Annotated in this window: 18 protein-coding genes and 1 tRNA gene; 9 read left to right on the plus strand and 10 right to left on the minus strand. The window is 61.9% G+C overall.

All coding sequences use genetic code 11. From position 1 onward, the window contains the following. Positions 1–44 precede the first annotated feature (44 nt). The gene (locus HCN50_RS23655) at positions 45–914 is read left to right on the plus strand and encodes an isocitrate lyase/PEP mutase family protein (RefSeq protein WP_171712304.1); all 870 of its coding nucleotides are present in this window, start codon (positions 45–47) and stop codon (positions 912–914) included. Then, a complete protein-coding gene (locus HCN50_RS23660; RefSeq protein ID WP_171712305.1) occupies positions 911–1210 on the plus strand; it encodes an acylphosphatase in 300 nt (99 codons plus the stop codon). The genes HCN50_RS23655 and HCN50_RS23660 overlap by 4 nt, the downstream gene beginning before the upstream one ends. A gap of 5 nt (positions 1211–1215) precedes the next feature. Here HCN50_RS23660 and HCN50_RS34295 read toward each other — a convergent pair whose 3' ends face one another. Beyond that, entirely contained in the window at positions 1216–1536 is a 321-nt protein-coding gene (locus tag HCN50_RS34295; RefSeq protein ID WP_311968218.1) for a diguanylate cyclase, read from the minus strand. Beyond that, positions 1494–3116, minus strand: a complete 1623-nt coding sequence (locus HCN50_RS34510; RefSeq protein WP_210265069.1) for a diguanylate cyclase domain-containing protein — start codon at positions 3114–3116, stop codon at positions 1494–1496. The genes HCN50_RS34295 and HCN50_RS34510 overlap by 43 nt, the downstream gene beginning before the upstream one ends. Before the next feature lie 265 nt (positions 3117–3381). Between HCN50_RS34510 and HCN50_RS23675 the strand changes: the two genes are divergently transcribed. The 3 genes from HCN50_RS23675 to HCN50_RS23685 are packed head-to-tail and all read left to right on the plus strand — an operon-like array spanning position 3382 to position 6059. Continuing rightward, positions 3382–3939: a GbsR/MarR family transcriptional regulator gene (locus HCN50_RS23675; protein ID WP_171712307.1), complete on the plus strand. Its 558-nt coding sequence runs from the start codon at positions 3382–3384 to the stop codon at positions 3937–3939. A gap of 27 nt (positions 3940–3966) precedes the next feature. Further along, positions 3967–4626: a DUF4166 domain-containing protein gene (locus HCN50_RS23680; protein WP_171712308.1), complete on the plus strand. Its 660-nt coding sequence runs from the start codon at positions 3967–3969 to the stop codon at positions 4624–4626. Continuing rightward, on the plus strand, positions 4623–6059 hold the full coding sequence (locus HCN50_RS23685; RefSeq protein ID WP_171712309.1) for a TIGR01777 family oxidoreductase: 1437 nt from the start codon (positions 4623–4625) through the stop codon (positions 6057–6059). The genes HCN50_RS23680 and HCN50_RS23685 overlap by 4 nt, the downstream gene beginning before the upstream one ends. Before the next feature lie 27 nt (positions 6060–6086). Here HCN50_RS23685 and HCN50_RS23690 read toward each other — a convergent pair whose 3' ends face one another. Together HCN50_RS23690 and HCN50_RS23695 are read right to left on the minus strand one after the other, a co-directional pair. Beyond that, on the minus strand, positions 6087–7610 hold the full coding sequence (locus HCN50_RS23690; RefSeq protein WP_171712310.1) for a PAS domain-containing hybrid sensor histidine kinase/response regulator family protein: 1524 nt from the start codon (positions 7608–7610) through the stop codon (positions 6087–6089). Between the two features lie 82 nt (positions 7611–7692). Continuing rightward, complete coding sequence (locus HCN50_RS23695; protein ID WP_171712311.1) at positions 7693–8547, minus strand: LysR family transcriptional regulator; 855 nt, start codon at positions 8545–8547, stop codon at positions 7693–7695. 115 nt (positions 8548–8662) lie between these two features. On the opposite strand from HCN50_RS23695, the gene HCN50_RS23700 reads away from it, so the two are divergent. Further along, positions 8663–9091: a tautomerase family protein gene (locus HCN50_RS23700; RefSeq protein WP_171712312.1), complete on the plus strand. Its 429-nt coding sequence runs from the start codon at positions 8663–8665 to the stop codon at positions 9089–9091. A 19-nt stretch (positions 9092–9110) separates the two neighbouring features. Here the strand turns inward: HCN50_RS23700 and HCN50_RS23705 are convergent, their stop codons facing one another. Together HCN50_RS23705 and lipB are read right to left on the minus strand one after the other, a co-directional pair. Next, positions 9111–9410 (minus strand): hypothetical protein, encoded by a 300-nt coding sequence (locus HCN50_RS23705; protein WP_171712313.1) that lies wholly within the window; start codon positions 9408–9410, stop codon positions 9111–9113. 85 nt (positions 9411–9495) lie between these two features. Beyond that, positions 9496–10224, minus strand: a complete 729-nt coding sequence (lipB, locus tag HCN50_RS23710) for a lipoyl(octanoyl) transferase LipB (protein WP_171712314.1) — start codon at positions 10222–10224, stop codon at positions 9496–9498. A 63-nt stretch (positions 10225–10287) separates the two neighbouring features. Here lipB and HCN50_RS23715 point away from each other — a divergent pair, with 63 nt between their 5' ends. Then, positions 10288–10530, plus strand: a complete 243-nt coding sequence (locus tag HCN50_RS23715) for a FliM/FliN family flagellar motor switch protein (protein WP_171712315.1) — start codon at positions 10288–10290, stop codon at positions 10528–10530. Positions 10531–10625: 95 nt separating this feature from the next. Beyond that, positions 10626–10710 (plus strand) — tRNA-Leu (locus HCN50_RS23720). A 348-nt stretch (positions 10711–11058) separates the two neighbouring features. On the opposite strand, the gene HCN50_RS23725 is transcribed toward HCN50_RS23720, so the two are convergent. Next, positions 11059–11478 carry a VOC family protein gene (locus HCN50_RS23725; protein ID WP_171712316.1) on the minus strand — a complete coding sequence of 140 codons (420 nt, stop codon included), beginning with the start codon at positions 11476–11478 and terminating at the stop codon, positions 11059–11061. Between the two features lie 614 nt (positions 11479–12092). Here HCN50_RS23725 and HCN50_RS23730 point away from each other — a divergent pair. Then, a complete protein-coding gene (locus tag HCN50_RS23730) occupies positions 12093–13868 on the plus strand; it encodes an adenylate/guanylate cyclase domain-containing protein (protein WP_171712317.1) in 1776 nt (591 codons plus the stop codon). A gap of 188 nt (positions 13869–14056) precedes the next feature. Here the strand turns inward: HCN50_RS23730 and HCN50_RS23735 are convergent, their stop codons facing one another. The 3 genes from HCN50_RS23735 to HCN50_RS33770 all read right to left on the minus strand — a co-directional run bounded on the left by HCN50_RS23735 (position 14057) and on the right by HCN50_RS33770 (position 16204). Next, on the minus strand, positions 14057–14470 hold the full coding sequence (locus HCN50_RS23735; RefSeq protein ID WP_171712318.1) for a YybH family protein: 414 nt from the start codon (positions 14468–14470) through the stop codon (positions 14057–14059). Between the two features lie 512 nt (positions 14471–14982). Next, a complete protein-coding gene (locus HCN50_RS23745; RefSeq protein ID WP_171712319.1) occupies positions 14983–15225 on the minus strand; it encodes a type II toxin-antitoxin system Phd/YefM family antitoxin in 243 nt (80 codons plus the stop codon). A gap of 190 nt (positions 15226–15415) precedes the next feature. After that, entirely contained in the window at positions 15416–16204 is a 789-nt protein-coding gene (locus tag HCN50_RS33770; RefSeq protein ID WP_235977184.1) for a hypothetical protein, read from the minus strand. Positions 16205–16290: the final 86 nt, after the last annotated feature.

A 16290-nucleotide genomic window follows, 5' to 3' on the forward strand; every position in this document is an offset into this window, starting at 1 on the left:
GCCTCGTCGCATCGCTCCTCGCAATGAAGAATGAGGAGCCTCTGATGTCCTTCCGCAAACGCCGCGAAGCCCTCCGCGCCATTCTCAACGGCTCCGCATGTGTCCGCCCGGGATCGGTCTATGACGCGACCTCGATCCGCATTGCCGAAGACCTCGGTTTCGAGCTCGGGATGTTCGGCGGATCGGTCGCCTCGCTCGCCGTGCTCGGCGATCCCGATATTGCACTGATCACGTTGACGGAACTCGCCGAACAGATGCGCCGGATGTCGCGCGCCTCCGCCTTGCCGGTGCTGGTCGATGCCGACCATGGCTATGGCAACGCGCTCAACGTCCGCCGCACGGTGCAGGAACTGGAAGCCGCGGGCGCTGCCGGGCTGACGATCGAGGACACGCTGTTGCCGTCGGCATTCGGACAGGCGGGAACGCAACTGATCTCGCTGGAGGAAGGCGTTGGCAAGATGAAGGCCGCGCTCGATGGCCGCGGCGATCCCTCGCTGGTTGTGATGGGGCGCACCGGCGCGGCATCCGTCACCGGTCTTGACGATGCGATTGCGCGGGCGAAGGCGTATGAGACGACCGGCGTCGATGCGCTGTTCTTCACCGGGATCAAGAGCCGGGGCGAGCTCGAAGCCATTTCCGCCGCCACGACACTGCCGATCGTGCTGGGCGGCGCGCCCGAGGAGATGACTGCGCTCGACTATCTCAGAGGTCAGCGCGTTCGGGTCGCATTGCAGGGCCACGCGCCATTCGCCGCCGCCACGCAGGCCGTCTACCAGACGCTGAAGGCGTTGCGTGAGGGAACCTCGCCGAAAAATTTGAACGGCCTTGCGTCTGCCGAGTTGACCAGCCGGGCCATGCGCGATGCCGATGTAAAGGCGCGCACTGGCGAATTTCTCGGGTTGAAGAACAGATGAGCGATGCAATTCGTCATGTCACGATAAGCGGCCGGGTGCAGGGCGTCGGCTATCGCGCCTGGGTCGACGATACGGCGCGGGCGCGCGATCTCGAAGGCTGGGTGCGCAACCGCCGGGACGGCCGTGTCGAGGCGGTTTTCGCAGGTCCTGCAGAGCCGGTGACGGCGATGGTCTCGGCTTGCCGGCAAGGGCCGTCATCGGCGCGGGTCCAGGCGGTACAGGACGACGCCGGCAATCCCGAGATGCTGAAGCTGCGGCGGCAAGGGGAGCGGTTTTCGGTGCTGCCGACGATATAGGTCAGCTAATGCGTCCGTTCGCTCCCTGTGAACTCGCCATCGTGCTGGATCGAGCTGCTGTCGACATATTGCAGCTTGACTGAGGAGTACACGACGCTGCGATTGCGGCCGAGACGCTTGGCTTCATAGAGTGCGGTGTCGGCTTCTCCCACCAACGCGGCCTCGTCGAGCGTCGAGCGGGTTTTAGCGGCGACGCCTGCGCTGATGGTGATGTATCCGCGGCTCGAGGCGGTATTTGGAATGCCCAGCGCCCGAACCGTCAGGCGGATGGATTCGGCGATCTTCAGGCAGCGTCTTCCGAAGTGTTCGGCAACACGACTGCAAATTCCTCGCCGCCATAGCGGGCGGACAGGCCCGAAGTGTCGCTGGTTGCACTGCCGATTGCCTTGGCAACCGCCTGCAGGCAACGGTCGCCGGCCTGATGTCCATAGGTGTCGTTATAGCCTTTGAAGTTGTCGATATCGAACAGCAGCACCGAAATCTCTTCGCAGGTCTCGTACTCGCGCCGCAGGAAGCTGTCGAACGTGCGCCGGTTGGTAAGCCCGGTCAGGCCGTCGGTCGCGGCGAGCTGGGTGAGGCGGCGATTGAGCTGGGTCAGCTCGTCCTCCATCCGCTTGCGTTCGGTGACGTCGCGGATGACGCAGAGAAATTCCGTTTGCGTAGGATCGCTGGTCTCCGACGCCAGCTTGAATTTGCTTTCGACCCACGCCAGCGTCCCATCGCCGCGATAGTGCCGGAAAACGACTGTGCTGACGCTACCGATACCGCCAAGCCGCGTGGTTGCCTGCATGACGCTTTCCCGATCCTCGGGATGGACCAGGGCGAAGCATGATTTTCCGATCAAATCCTTCGCACGCAGCCCGAGCACCGGCTCGACGGACTGAGAGACATACCGGAGCAGGCTACGGGCATCGATCAGGATGATGATGTCGGCGATGTTGTTGGCCAGCAGCCGATAATGCGCCTCGCGCTCGCGCAGCGTTCGCTCGGTCTTGCTGCGAAAGCGGAACTGCAGGGCAAGCAGCGCCGCCAACATCAGGATCATGCACAGCAGCACGCCGGCGACGAGGGCGTCGGTCCGCAAGCCCTTCCACCATTCGGAAAGCAGCCAGTCTTCCGACATGGCGACGGTGACCACCATCGGATAGTGCGGCGTCGCCTGATAGCCGAGGTGCTTCACGATGGCGTCGAACGGCGAGATGATCTTGTAGTATCCGACCGAGCTTTGCTTGAGATGCTTCCTGAACAGATCGGTCTTGGACAAATCCGTGCTCTTGTCTGACTGCGGCCAGCGTGTCAGGAGCGTACCATCATTCCGTATCAGGCTGATGCCGCCGTCCGGGCCAAGCTGGAATGTCCGGTAAAAGCGGTTGAAATGATCCTTGTCGACCGCTGCGGCGACGATTCCGCCGAAGCTGCCGTCGAGCCTGGTAATCCGTTTCGAAAGAACGATCGAGGATCGCTCGTCGGCACTGGCCTGCGGCAGTTCGCTGATCTGAAGCGCGTTGTCTGGCGTATCTCGATGATAGGCGAAATAGCTGCGGTCCGAGATGGTGTGGCGCGGTATTTCGGGCGATGACGAATATTTCCAGTTGCCCTCGGCGTCTGCGACGCCGATCCCGCGCAGTTGGGGCAGCGTTTTCGCCGTCTCAGCCAGGTACCTGTTGAACCTGTCCGGCTCGGGGTCCCGGTATTTAAGCAAATCCACCATCCCGGCCATCGCGATATCGACCGCCTGAATGGTGTGCGCGGCATGCTCGGCAAGCGAATGGGCGAGATTCTGAATATCGGCGCTGCCGCTCGCCAGCGCCGCTCTCTTGGCGTCGAGCGCTTTCCAGATCATGACGCCGAGGACAGAGGCGGTCATGGCCAGTGCAAAGGCGATGATGACGGCCGTCGATGTCACGCGCCGCAGCGGCCCGCCCGGGTCTGGAGGATTTCGATGGGGCATGCCTTGCCTTGATGACCGCGCCAGACGTCGTCGCCGGCAACGCGCGAGAGGAATCTAAGACGCGACCGGTACCGAGGGGTTAACGGATCGACCCCGGAAAAATACGGAATCCTGCGGGGTTCCATCTGAGGAGCTGGCGCGTGGGCCGAATGTCGGTCGGCCCGACCAGAGCGAAAAGTCGAGGCTTGACATCAGCACAGTAATATCAGATATTTCTGTCATGACAGAAACAACAGGTAAAAAGAAACTTCCTGCCGTCGTCGAGCGGTTCATCCTGCACTGGGGAGACATGGGAGATGAGTGGGGCGTCAACCGCTCCGTCAGTCAGATCCATGGCCTGCTTTATCTCGCCGAGGCGCCGATGACGGCAGAGGACATCGCCGAGACGCTCGGCATGGCGCGCTCCAACGTCTCCAATTCAATCAAGGAATTGCTGGCCTGGGGGCTGATCCGGCGGGTGCCGATCCTCGGCGACCGCCGCGATCATTTCGAGGCGGAAACCGACATCTGGGAGGTGGCGGCGCGGATCGCAGCCGGCCGCAAGGAGCGCGAGATCGATCCCGCCATTGATGCGCTGCGCGCCTGCGTTTCCGATGCGGCTGACGATCCGACCATCAGCCCCGTCGCGAGCAAACGGCTGAAGGAGATGCTGGCTTTCACCGAACTGGTCGACCGCTGGTACACGCAGATGCTCAACGTGCCGCGGCCGCGGCTGGTCGCGCTGATCAAGCTTGGCGAGAAGATCGTCAGCTTCTTGCCGGCGGGGAAATCCAAGTAGGGCAGAGGGGCAAAGCAGGAGCGTGTGATGGCGTCCACCAGAGTATCAAGGCTTCCCGCAGCATCCGCTTCGAACACCATCCTGCTCGACGACCACCGTTTCCACGATCTGTTGCCCGACGAGGAGTGGGGCCGCCTGCCGCTGGCGATATGGCGGCGCTTCTCCAAGCGCTTTGCCGATGGCGAAACCGTCGTCTATGTCGGGACGGTCGAGGAGGCGAGCTTCACGCCGATCGGCTGGTGGCTGGCGCAGCTCGCGCGCGCCATCGGCGGGCCGCTGCCGCTATGCACCGACACCGGCGTTCCGATGGTCGTAACGGTGACCGAGGCGCGCGGCGGCCAGATCTGGACCCGCATCTGCGCGCGCAGCGACGGCTTTCCGCAGGTGATTCACTCCGCGAAACGTTTTGCCGGTCCGACCGGCCTTGAGGAATATGTCGGCTACGGCGTCAGCATGGCGCTGCGGATATCGGTCGAGCACGAAGCCCTGGTGTTTCGCAGCGTCGGCTATTCGTTGCAGATCGGGTCGTTGCGGTTGCCGCTGCCGCCCTGGCTCACCCCCGGCGATCTCACTGTGACCCATTCCGATCAGGGCGGCGGCGCGTTCCGTTTCACGCTCGAAATCGTTCATCCGCGCTTCGGCAAGCTCATTCGTCAGTCTGCCGTGTTCATGGAGGCCGCATCATGACGTCGCTGCTTTGGACCCTGATCGCCATTCAGGTCGTGATGGGCGTGTTCGATACGTTCTATCACCATGAGCTGACGGAACGGCTCGCATGGCGGCCGTCGCAGCGTTACGAATTGCGGCTCCACGCGTTGCGCAACATGCTTTATGCGCTGTTGTTCCTTGTGTTGGGCTGGCTCGAAGTCCACGGCATCCTCGCCATGCTGATCATCGCGGTGCTGGCGGCCGAAATCATCATCACGCTGATGGATTTCGTCGAGGAGGACGTGAGCCGGAAGCTGCCGGCCAGCGAGCGCATCAATCATACGCTGCTCGCGATCAATTACGGTGCGATTCTCGTGCTGCTGCTGCCGGTGCTGATTGATTGGGCAGCGCAGCCGACCGGGATCAAGCCGGCCTACACGGGCTGGCTCAGCCTGATCGCGGCGGCGGCAGCCGTGGGGGCCGCGCTGTGCGGCTTGCGCGATTTCACGGCGGCAAAGCGTCTTTCGCGCATGACCAGCGCGCCAGCGGCAAGTCTGGTTGAAAAACTGCCCGCACGGCAGACGGTGTTGGTCACGGGCGCCACGGGCTTCATCGGCAGCCGCCTCGTGGCAGGCCTGAGCGGCGCGGGACATCAGGTCATCGCGCTGGTTCGCAATGCGGCCAAGGCGGAGATGTTGCCGCCGCCGGTTACGCTGATCACGAGGCTCGATCAACTTCCGTCAGACGCCAGGATCGATGCGATCGTCAATCTCGCGGGCGAGCCGATCGGCAACGGACTGTGGACCGAAGCCAAGCGCCGCAGGATCCTGGATTCGCGCATCAACATGACCCGCGACGTGGTGGGCCTGATCGGGCGGCTCGAACGCAAGCCGGCGGTGCTCGTCTCGGGCTCGGCGATCGGCTGGTACGGGCTTTGGCAGGACCAGGTGCTGACGGAGTCGGCGAAGTCGCACGCCTGCTTCAGTCACGAGCTTTGCGCCGCCTGGGAGGGCGCTGCCCGCCCTGCGGAAGAGCAGGGCGTACGCGTGGTTTATTTGCGGATCGGCCTTGTGATCGGCACCGATGGCGGCTTCATCACGCGGATGCTGACGCCGTTCGAGTTCGGCCTCGGCGGGCCGCTCGGCTCGGGCCGGCAATGGATGTCATGGATCGAGCGCGACGATTTGATCCGCCTGATCGCCCACGTGGTCGCGCATCCGGAAATTGCAGGGCCCGTCAACGCGACGGCGCCGATCCCGGTCACCAATTTGAAATTCACGGAAGAACTCGGCCGAAGACTGCGGCGTCCGGCGTTCTTCCGCATTCCCGACGCGCTGTTGCGGCGGGTCGGCGGCGATTTTGCCAATGAATTGCTGTTGGGCGGCCAGCGCGTGTTGCCAAACAAGGCGCTGAACCATGGCTTCGTATTCCGGCACGAGACGCTGCGCAGCGCGTTCGAGGCGATCCTGTGAGGAACATAAGTGGTCGCCCGCCAGCCGTCACCGCGGCAGCTTCGCGATCGCCTGACTCAGTTCGTGGATTTCGTAGGGCTTGCGCAGGATGGGAAAATCGCCGCGCACATTTAGTGCGGCATCGCTGTAGCCGCTGGTCAGGAGGATCGGCAGCCTGGGCTTGACGGCCTTCAGGTGGCGCGCGAGACCGAGACCGTCCATTTTGCCGGGCATCACGATGTCGGAGAAAACAAGGTCTATTCCGTCGAGCTCGATTTCGCGCAGTGCCGCTTCGGCATTCGCCACCCGGCGGACGGTGTAGCCGAGCTGTTCGAGCAGGCCGGTGCTGACGGCGGCGACGTCCGGATTGTCCTCAACCAGCAGCACGGTGCCGCTACCGCCGGTTTCGATCGCATTGATGTCTTCCGTCTCGGGCGCGGCATCCTTTCGTGGCAGCAGCATCGTGATCCTGGTGCCCTTGCCGAGCTCGCTGGCCACCTCGATGGTTCCGCCGGCCTGATGCGCGAAACCGTGAACCTGCGACAGCCCCAGGCCGGTGCCCTTGCCGATCGGCTTGGTGGTGAAGAACGGGTCGAAGATCTTGCCGAGGACATCAGGCGCGATACCCGTGCCGGTGTCCTCCACCGAGATCGCGACATATCCGCTCGCATCGGCTTCATCGCCGGATCTTGCATTGCGCGCCGAGATCGTGATGACGCCGCCGCCGGGCATCGCATCACGCGCGTTGATAACGAGATTGACGAGGGCGGTCTCGAATTCAGTGACGTCGACCATCACTGGCGAGATGCCGCGGCCTACGTCGAATTTCAGGGTTACCGCGCTGCCGATGGCGGCGTCGAGGACCTCACGCACCGCATCGATGCGTTCGGCGACGTCAACCGCTTGCGGGCTGACGCTCTGTCGCCGTGCGAATGTCAGCAGTTGGCTGGTCAGGGAAGCGCCGCGTTTGGTAGCCCCCTCGATCGCCGACAGCGCCCGCTGGCATTTGACATCGTTGCCCACCGCTTTCCTCAGCGCATGAAGGCTGCCGCTGATGATCATCAGGAGATTGTTGAAGTCGTGGGCAACGCCACCGGTAAGCTGGCCGAGGGCATCGAACTTTTGTGATTCCGCGAGCTGCTTGTGCATCTGTTCCAGCTTGAGCTGGGCCTCGCGGCGCTCGGTAATGTCCCGGGTGATTTTGGCAAAGCCGATGAGTTTGCCGTCCTCATAGAGGGGGTCGATGACCACACTGGCCCAAAAGAAGGTGCCGTCCTTGCGGACGCGCCATCCCTCTTCCTCGTATCGGCCCTGTTGCAGGGCGATGCGCAAGGCGCGAAGCGGCTTGCCGTTGGCGCGGTCGACCTCGGTATAGAAGCGGGAAAAATGCTGCCCGATGATTTCGGCGGGGGCGTAGCCTTTGATGCGCTGGCCGCCGATGTTCCAGCTCGTAATGATGCCGGTCGGGTCCAGCATGTAAAGCGCGTAGTCGGCAACGCCTTCAACCAGGAGTCGGAAATTGCGTTCGGTTTCGAATAGATCCCTTTGCTGCCGCTGATCTTTTTTCGACATCCGACCTGCCCATTTAACTGGCGCAAACGCTTGTCCTGGCGATTGGTTCCACGCTTGTTGAACATTTTAACGAAACGGCGGGCTACCGCACTGCAGCCAGGCTTCGGAACGTTGCAGCCAACGTCCGGAGCGCCATGCGCTTGGCGGGATCGCTGACTTTCGAATGCAGCATTACCTTCGAGGACGGGAGCCGCGGCAACCCCTCGGCCGGCCCGATATCGACCAGGCCTGGTGGTGCGATCCGGCGGGCCAGCGGCGCGACCGCAAGGCCGGCCAATGCAGCGGCAGCGACCGCGGTGATACCGCCGCCGACGAAGCTTTCGTTCCACGGGATTCTGGCTTTGTCGAGGGCACGAATGGCGACGGCGCGGACCCCACATGGTGGCGCCAGCGTGGCCAGCGGCAGCGTTTCGCCGCGGCGCCAGTTCAGGCGTCTGGCGGCGAACCAGCCGAACGCGTCTTCCGCCAGCTTCTCGCCGCCGCGGCGGCTGCCTTCCTGTCGTACCACCACGGCATCGAGTTCGCCGGCGTCGTAGGCATCCAGCATCTGGCGCGAAAAGCCGATCGTCACCGACAGCGCCAGTTGCGACGACATCGCATGCAGCCGTTCCAGCATCGGCACCAGCTCGGGTCCCGCGGCGTGGTCGCTGATGCCGAGCGACAATTGCTGGCGGGCAAGCTGGTCATCCGACAGCGCGCGATCATGCGCTTCCATCAACGCGCGGGCGAGGGGCAGGAACGCGGCACCGTGGGCCGTCAGCGTCACCGCCCGCGGCGAACGCTCGATCAGGCGCTTGCCGAGTAGGCTCTCCAGCCGCTGCAGCTTCATGCTGACGGCGGCCTGCGTGGTGCCGAGCGCCTCGGCGGCGCGAGTAAAGCCTTGCAGTTCGGCGACCCGGAGAAACGCCTGCACCGTACCGATATCGAGCGTGGTCATCGTATCATCAATGTCTGTTATCATTGATATGAATATAGATAAGCTACCAAAATGATGGCTGCGGGTCTAGATGCAGCAGGCGCGATGCAGCGCGAAACGCGAAAGGAGAATGACCATGCCGCTCATTACAGTTACGTATTCCAGCGTCCGCAAAACGCCGTCGCTGAAGGCCGAAATTGCTTCCGCCGTCAGCGATCTCACCGCGCGAATTCTGCGCAAGGATCCCAACGTCACCGCCGTCATCGTGAAAGCGGTCGACGCCGCCGACTGGTTCGCCGGCGGCAAGTCACTGGCGGAACAAAGCCTTGCCAGCTTCTGGCTCGACGTTCATGTCAGCGAAGGTACCAACACCAAGGACGAGAAGGCGGCCTATCTCGCCGCGCTGTTCCAGCGCATGGGCGAGCTGCTCGGGCCGCTGCACGAAGAGAGCTACGCCCATGTCGACGAAGTGAAGGGCGATGCCTACGGCTTCGGCGGCCTCACCCAGGAGCGCCGCTACATCGCAGGCCAACTCGAAATCCCAGCGGGGAAAGCCGCAGCGTGAGCTTTATCGGGAAGCACGGTCACGCCCTTAGCACGCCCAGCACCGCCGCGGTGGCTGCGACAAGCGAGAGGCCAATCACAGTGGCGCGCCAAAGCAGTTGTTGGCGCGCCGCTCGCCGATCCTTGAACGCAAGCCAATCCCGGACGAACCCGGCGGGAATATCGAATACGACGGTCGGCCTCTCGGGATTATGCGCTTCGTGGTCTGCAAACATGGTCCGCACATTCGGCACGCCCAAGCGCTCAAGTTCGCAGTACCATTGCATGGCGTTTGCGTTGTTGGTCCACCGGTTTTCGAAGGGAAGTCTGTGCGATTTCATCGCGACCTCCACTGTGCACCACTGTTTCTTGATATGTGGCCCCGCTCGCGAGAGCGGAAGATCTGCAAGGCAGCGGACGGACGTCTCAGGCCGATAATTCCGCCAGGCGTGCGCTGGTCGCGCCGAACACTTCTTCAAACGCCCGCCGCAGGGCGAGGTCGACATCTTCCATGGTCACGGGCAGGCCGAGGTCCACCAGCGAAGTGACGCCGTAACGCGGATCGACCACGCCGCAAGGCACGATCGCGGAAAAATGCGACAGGTTCGGCTCGACATTGATGGCGATGCCGTGGAACGATACCCAGCGCCGCAGCCGCACGCCGATCGCCGCGATCTTGTCCTCATGGCCCACGCCCTTGTCCGGGCGCCTGACCCAGACCCCGACGCGGTCCTCGCGACGCTCGCCGCGCACGTTGAAGGCGTCCAGCGTCCTGATGATCCATTCTTCGAGCCCCGCCACATAGGCGCGGACGTCGGGCCGGCGCCGTTTCAGGTCGAGCATCACATAGGCCACCCGCTGGCCGGGGCCATGATAGGTGAGCTGGCCGCCGCGGCCGGCGGTGAACAGCGGAAAACGCGGTTCGAGCAGGTCGTCCTGCCTGCCGCTGGTGCCCGAGGTGTAGAGCGGGGGATGTTCCAATAGCCAGACCAGTTCGGCCGCCGCACCCTCGGCGATAGCGGCCGCACGGGCTTCCATCTCAGCCACGGCCTCGGGGTAGGGCACGGGACTGGCCGAAATCCGCCATTCGACCTCGCCGCCGCCTTTGGCCTGCGCGAATGTCGTCAAATCAAGGCTCTGGCGGTCATTAACCATTGGCTAACTATAACGTGGTCAGGTGGAACCACACCAATGTAGTCCCCCTTTGGCGGTTCAGAAGTGGCGACCCTCGACAAAGTCAGCGTCAATCTCATGGTGGTGCTCGGCACCACAACCATGCCCATCCACCAGGTGATGCGGCTGTCCCGCGGCGCCATTATCGAACTGGACGCCACCGAGGCAGACGAGGTCAAGATCCTTGCCAACAACCTTCCGGTAGCCTCCGGCGTCGTGCTGGTAGACCGCAACCGCATCGCGGTCGAAGTCAAGCAAATGTTGCCGAAATCGCCTGATGTCAGATAGTTATTGAAGCGCAAAACTGCCTTGTCCCTCCATCTCCGATTTGTTACATCGGCGCCGTTGATCCGGCGGGCTGATCCATCCAGCCGGTGTCCCAAGCGCTCGTGGCGGAATTGGTAGACGCGCTGCCTTGAGGTGGCAGTGAGTAACATCGTGGGGGTTCGAGTCCCTCCGAGCGCACCAAGGGGCATAAGTCGTTGCTGCGCAGACTATTTTCGCGATGTTTTACTCCCACATTGTTACCCGCCGCGGATGTTAGTGCTCTGTTCCGTACAAAGCTTCCTGGTTTGATCTCGCGCGTCTTGGTCCAGCGCTTGCCCTTTTGGTGGTCCCATCTTCATCTGAACCAACGCGCGGCGAAGGAAAACCATTGTTTGCTCACGAGAGGGCAGTCGCGTAACCAAGCGTAGAAATCGGCGGGCTCGTACCTTCATCCGCGAACGCTACGTGGTCTCCGTAGCGACGTTTCCATCAAACGGCGTGCGGGCAGGGGCCGCAGGGTTTTCGAAGAGGAGGATCGGGTGACCTCGATCAGCCCGCCTTGTCGGCCGAAGCAATCGCGGACGTGTCCATCCACATCGCTCCCAAAGCATGGCCGTCGGGATCAGCGAGGTCGCGGGCGTACATGAAGCCATGGTCCTCTACTGGATTGATATCGGCGGTACCGCCATTTGCGGAGGCTGCGCGATTCATCGCATCGACAGCGTCGCGGCTGTCGCACGATAGAGCCAGCATCACTTCGCTCGACGTTTTTGGTGGGATCGGGCGGCTCGTAAAGGTGCGCCATTTGGCATGGGTGAGCAGCATGAAGTTGATTGCTTCACTCCACACCATGCACGCAGCCGTCTCGTCGGTGAGCTGAGGATTGTTCTTGAAACCGATGGATTGGTAGAAAGCCATGGACGCCTTGAGGTCGGTGACCGGCAGGCTCACAAAAATCATCTTGCTCATCATTCTTTCCTTTAGCTGTTGGGATGCCAATCTCCAACGAGTGGCGCAAACGGCGATAGTCCCTGCTTAAAGACGATTGAAAGCCCGCCGAACCGACACCGCATGTTGCGTTTTTCTGGATTCTAACGGTCAAGCTCCGAATGTCTTGGATTCTGCACCTGGCCAAAGCAGCGTGAGGTCCGTTCAGGGTCCACAAAGGGCGGGTCAAGGGATCGCTGACGCGAAGTCGGACTGCCCTCATACAAGACCAGCCGCACGCGACGTAGTTGGTCGGGCCAAGGCAAGGATCGTGATTGATTACAACGACCTTTCGGCCCCCACGATGGTGAATCTGGACAGTCTTTAAAAATGGCAATGTTGGCTTTATGCCAAACGCTGAAATGCCGACGGCACTGGATGAACTCGTCTGCGAGGCCCACTAGCCGAAAGTGGCACCTTCGAGCTTTGCAAATCGCCGAGGCTGGGCCTCTTCCCCTCATGCTGCGGCGCGTTAAACCCTGCGACGTTGCAACCGTGCTGCCGGAACCAGTCCCACCGCGGGCGATCCTATGAATGATCCCAACGACGGCATTTGGTGATAGCATGGGGACAGGGAACTGGGGGAGCCAGCATCAATGTCCCCAGACCAGACCAAACGCAAGCTCGCCGCTATTTTTGTCGCCGATATTGCCGGCTACAGCCAGCTAATGGGTGCGGACGACGAAGGCACGCTCGCCCGCCTCAAGGTGCTTCGCAGCGAGCTGATTGATCCAAAGAACAAGCGACATCACGGCCGGATCGTGAAAACGACCGGTGACGGAATTCTAATTGAGTTTCCAAGCGTCGTGGATGCCGTGCGCTGCGCGATCGAGCTTCAGCAGGGAATGGTCGAACGTAATGCCGATGTGTCTAAGGACAAGCGCATTGAGTTTCGCGTCGGTATCAACCTTGGGGATGTGATAATCGAAGGCCGCGATCTCTATGGTGATGGCGTGAACATCGCGGCGCGCCTCGAGGCGCTGGCCGAGCCCGGCGGCATATGTATCTCTCAGACGGTCCTCAACCACGCGCGCGATAAAGTGCCTTTCGACGTCGAGGACGCAGGCGAGCAAACGCTGAAGAATATCGCCCGACCGGTCCACGTCTACCGGATCATCATCAATCCCGGCCGGCGCCGCCCTGCGACGCCCAAACCTGAGGTACCGACGCTGGCGTTGCCCGACAAGCCATCTGTTGCCGTGCTGCCATTCACTAATATGAGCGGCGACCCCGAGCAAGAGTTCGTCTCAGACGGGGTCGCCGAGGATGTGATCACGGCGCTATCGCGCTATCCCTCGCTGTTCGTCATCGCCCGGAACTCGTCTTTCACCTACAAGGGTCGAAGTGTCGATGTGAAACAGGTCGGACGCGAGCTCGGCGTGCGCTATGTACTCGAAGGCAGCGTGCGCAAGGCCGGCAATCGGATCCGCGTCACTGCGCAATTGATAGAGGCAGGAACCAGCAACCATGTGTGGGCCGAGCGCTACGACCGCGATCTCGCCGATATTTTCGCTATGCAGGACGAACTCACCGAAGCGCTGACGACAGCGCTGGCGCCCGCCATTGCAGACGCCGAGCTGCGACGCGCCATGCGCAAACCACCAGGGAGCCTTGATGCCTGGGCGGCCTATCAGCGCGGTCTGTGGCATCTGAGCAAGGCGACTGCAGACGACGATGAGATCGCGGAGAAATTCTTTAAACAGTCAATCGATCTCGACTCGAGCTTCAGCGGCGGCTACAGCGCGCTCGCCTTGTACCAGCTGCAGGCGGCTGCGCTCTACCAAAAGCAGGACATGGCAGACGCGCAACGCTCGGCCGAGGCCTTGGCCCGCCGGGCAGTCGCGCTCGATGGCGCCGATGCGGAAGCCCGTTCATGCCTCGGCTGGGCCCTGCAAGCGCGCGGCGAGGCTGACGGCGCGCTGGCGGAAATTGAACGAGCTCTCTCAATGAGTCCAAATCTGGCGATCGCGCATGGCCACAGAGGCGCGACGCTGATCTTCACGGAACGACCGAAGGAGGGGCTTGCGGCTCTCGAAACGTGTATCAGGCTAGATCCCCGCGACCCGTATCTGGCAGTACGTTTGTTGCACATCGCGTGCGGTCTATATTTCAACGGCGAATACGAGGCTTCGGTCAAAGCCGCGAAACGGCTGATCCGGTCATATCCCGAGTTTCCGATGGTCTACCGCTGGTCCGCTGCGGCACTCGGCCAGCTCGGGCGCATAACGGAAGCGAAGGAAGAATTGGATAAAGCCATCTCCCGCGCACCGGGGGCGTTCGACATGTATGTGCACAAGAGAGCTCCGTGGTTTCGTCCGGAAGACCACGCTCATCTCGTCGAGGGTTTGCGCAAGGCCGGTTGGAAGGGCTGATGCTGCATTGAAACCAGTCGCTGCCGCCGATCTGAATTTCGCGAATGCCCGCTTTGGGTGGTTTTCAGCCTCGGCGCGGGATTTGCGATGTACGCTTTGCCCTCACTCGCGTCGATTGGGCGGCGCCTGGCCAGGGGCCGGTCTACGCCCTAGAGCCGACAATGGGCGCCGAGGCATGTCCGACTAGACTAGTCGTTCGCAGGCACGGAGTGATGCTCGTGCGTGATGCGCCAGTCGCCGTCGACCTTGCGCAGGCCCACTGTCAGCCGAAATAGGAAACCGTCCATGTCCGCCGGGTTGCTGGATGAGTTGGGACCGCAGCGCATGATCGCGACCGCGAACGCGACTTCCTGGCCCGCAGTCACGGCGAGCTCTTGGATGTCGAAGGCCGTTCCAGGCTTGTGATAGCGGAAAAACAGGTCCCAGGTCCGTTCATACGCCTCGATTCCCTTGCATTGCAGGGGCGGCGGCAAGTCGAACATCACCATGTCCCGCTCGTGATGAGCGAGAATGGCGGGAACATCGTGCCGGCGGACCGCGTCCGCCCAGGCTTCGAGAAGGGCTTTGATCCGGGTCTCTTCGGTCTTGGCGTGTTCAGACATGGCTTTGGCTCCTTTGCATACTCAGAGGACGAACGGAGGGCCATGAATCCGACACGGCTGCGCGCTCGTGCGACGTGGGAGCGAACCGAAGGTCCCCTTCTGTCGGCGCGCCGGTGGCGAGGCGCGGCGTCTTTGAATTTCCTAGATCCGCTCACGAAAAGCTTTTAGTGAGGACGATTCTATCAGTATCGAAGTGAAAGGTATCGTTGGGCCTGATGTGCACCTTATGGTTTAGTGCACTCGGATAAGGCATTGAAATTGCAACAAATGCGACCGCCCTCCGAGCGCACCATACCCAACAAGTGCATTTGCCTGATCGGAGAATTCGGCCACTTTGTGTGTCGCGCCCCCGCGCCGTGCCTTTGCGATGCCGTCCTCGATCTCGGCGATGGTCACTGCCGAGATAAAGAGATGGGCGGAATGGTCATCCATCCACGTTATCAATGCGGGCGATGCCAATCTTGATGGCGCACCCGCTGAAATCACGTTGGTGTCCGCCAGATGCAAAACGACTAGAACTCGGTCTGACGCAGCGAGCCGGTATTGCGCGGCGGCAGATCGTCCGGCGCGAGTGGCGCCGCCATCAGCAGGCGGCCGAAGGAGGGAACTTGCGACAGCCGCTGCCATTCCTGATAGCTCAAGATCACGGCCTCTCGCTTACCGTGCCCCGTGATGATGGCTGGCTCGCCGCCCACGGCATCATCGACCAGTGCTGACAGGCCGGATTTCGCGTCCCGAAGCTGAATTTCACGCATGACGGCCTCGACCAGATGTGACTACAGTTGGCCGCCGCATAAAAATCAAGCTCCATCTCTGTCTTTGGGCTCCCTCCCGAATGGGTTTGATGGGCACCTTTCGTTGTTGTTTGGCTTTTTAGGCCTCTGCCCTTGTTGCTGGAGGGCGGAATTGATTTTCGCTCTATCGAGTCCGCAACTCGCACATTGCCTACGGTTGCTTGTTCGAGCGTCGAGCTGCGAGCGGGACTCGAAAGGTCCGGAGACGCGCGAGCTCAGGAAAGTTATCCGCAGCACTGACCGAAACCAACCCGACAACCGCGGCCGGAACTTCTTTGCTGACCAGCCGGCTGATGGCGGTGGTTTGGCCTTTGCTCAATTGGACGTCGGCGGCACCGGCTGCCGCCATCGCGGTCCTGACTCGACTGATCGACGATTCCGAATATCGATCATCGATCGCAATCGTCTTGCCGACAAGATCGGAGACAGACTTGACGTCGGGACCCGTCACGAGGACGGCCACGAGAGCGTCTAGCGATGTATCCAACGTGGGAACCGACATTCGCTCCGCGACGGCAGAGGCGGCAGCCACCTGCTCCTCTGTCGTTCGGGCCGGCGGCACGTCGGCCGTTGACTGCGGATCGCTAATGTTTGCTCGTGTCGCCTGGGAAGCAACGGCGTTGCCCGTCGTCTGCTGGTTCGCTAGCGGCGAAGGAACCGGTATGGGAATGGCAGCTTTCGCGGCGACCTTGATTGGCTTGGATGTTCGACGGACGGCGTGGTCCGCGAGAGATCGGGGCGACCTGTCGCTGCGCGGGGCGACAGCGGGCTCAGGTTTCGGTGTCGCGGAATCGTTGTCATACGATTCAGTTTCAATCGGCACATGAACCGCAGTCAGGCAGGCAAACGCGTTCAGGCCAACGCATGATGACTGCGTTGATGGTTGCCTACTGCAACCGACCAGGGTCGTAGCCAGCGCGCAAACAAGAAGCGTCCTCAATCGATCCTCCTGAGAGGTTGAGTGCGGTCCCGCAATTCTTGCGGCTTGAAGGATGTTGCGCTGGCTTCTCAAACAATGATGCAAAG

This window comes from Bradyrhizobium archetypum (assembly GCF_013114835.1).
GTDB classification, from domain to species: domain Bacteria; phylum Pseudomonadota; class Alphaproteobacteria; order Rhizobiales; family Xanthobacteraceae; genus Bradyrhizobium; species Bradyrhizobium archetypum.

What these genes read in the sequence shown, in the direction of transcription:
- HCN50_RS23655 (WP_171712304.1), top strand. Translation starts at nt 45, where the DNA reads ATGTCCTTCCGCAAACGCCGCGAAGCCCTCCGCGCCATTCTCAACGGC.
- HCN50_RS23660 (WP_171712305.1), top strand. Translation starts at nt 911, where the DNA reads ATGAGCGATGCAATTCGTCATGTCACGATAAGCGGCCGGGTGCAGGGC.
- HCN50_RS23675 (WP_171712307.1), top strand. Translation starts at nt 3,382, where the DNA reads ATGACAGAAACAACAGGTAAAAAGAAACTTCCTGCCGTCGTCGAGCGG.
- HCN50_RS23680 (WP_171712308.1), top strand. Translation starts at nt 3,967, where the DNA reads ATGGCGTCCACCAGAGTATCAAGGCTTCCCGCAGCATCCGCTTCGAAC.
- HCN50_RS23685 (WP_171712309.1), top strand. Translation starts at nt 4,623, where the DNA reads ATGACGTCGCTGCTTTGGACCCTGATCGCCATTCAGGTCGTGATGGGC.
- HCN50_RS23690 (WP_171712310.1), bottom strand. Translation starts at nt 7,610, where the DNA reads ATGTCGAAAAAAGATCAGCGGCAGCAAAGGGATCTATTCGAAACCGAA.
- HCN50_RS23695 (WP_171712311.1), bottom strand. Translation starts at nt 8,547, where the DNA reads ATGACCACGCTCGATATCGGTACGGTGCAGGCGTTTCTCCGGGTCGCC.
- HCN50_RS23700 (WP_171712312.1), top strand. Translation starts at nt 8,663, where the DNA reads ATGCCGCTCATTACAGTTACGTATTCCAGCGTCCGCAAAACGCCGTCG.
- HCN50_RS23705 (WP_171712313.1), bottom strand. Translation starts at nt 9,410, where the DNA reads ATGAAATCGCACAGACTTCCCTTCGAAAACCGGTGGACCAACAACGCA.
- lipB (WP_171712314.1), bottom strand. Translation starts at nt 10,224, where the DNA reads ATGGTTAATGACCGCCAGAGCCTTGATTTGACGACATTCGCGCAGGCC.
- HCN50_RS23725 (WP_171712316.1), bottom strand. Translation starts at nt 11,478, where the DNA reads ATGAGCAAGATGATTTTTGTGAGCCTGCCGGTCACCGACCTCAAGGCG.
- HCN50_RS23730 (WP_171712317.1), top strand. Translation starts at nt 12,093, where the DNA reads ATGTCCCCAGACCAGACCAAACGCAAGCTCGCCGCTATTTTTGTCGCC.
- HCN50_RS23735 (WP_171712318.1), bottom strand. Translation starts at nt 14,470, where the DNA reads ATGTCTGAACACGCCAAGACCGAAGAGACCCGGATCAAAGCCCTTCTC.
- HCN50_RS23745 (WP_171712319.1), bottom strand. Translation starts at nt 15,225, where the DNA reads ATGCGTGAAATTCAGCTTCGGGACGCGAAATCCGGCCTGTCAGCACTG.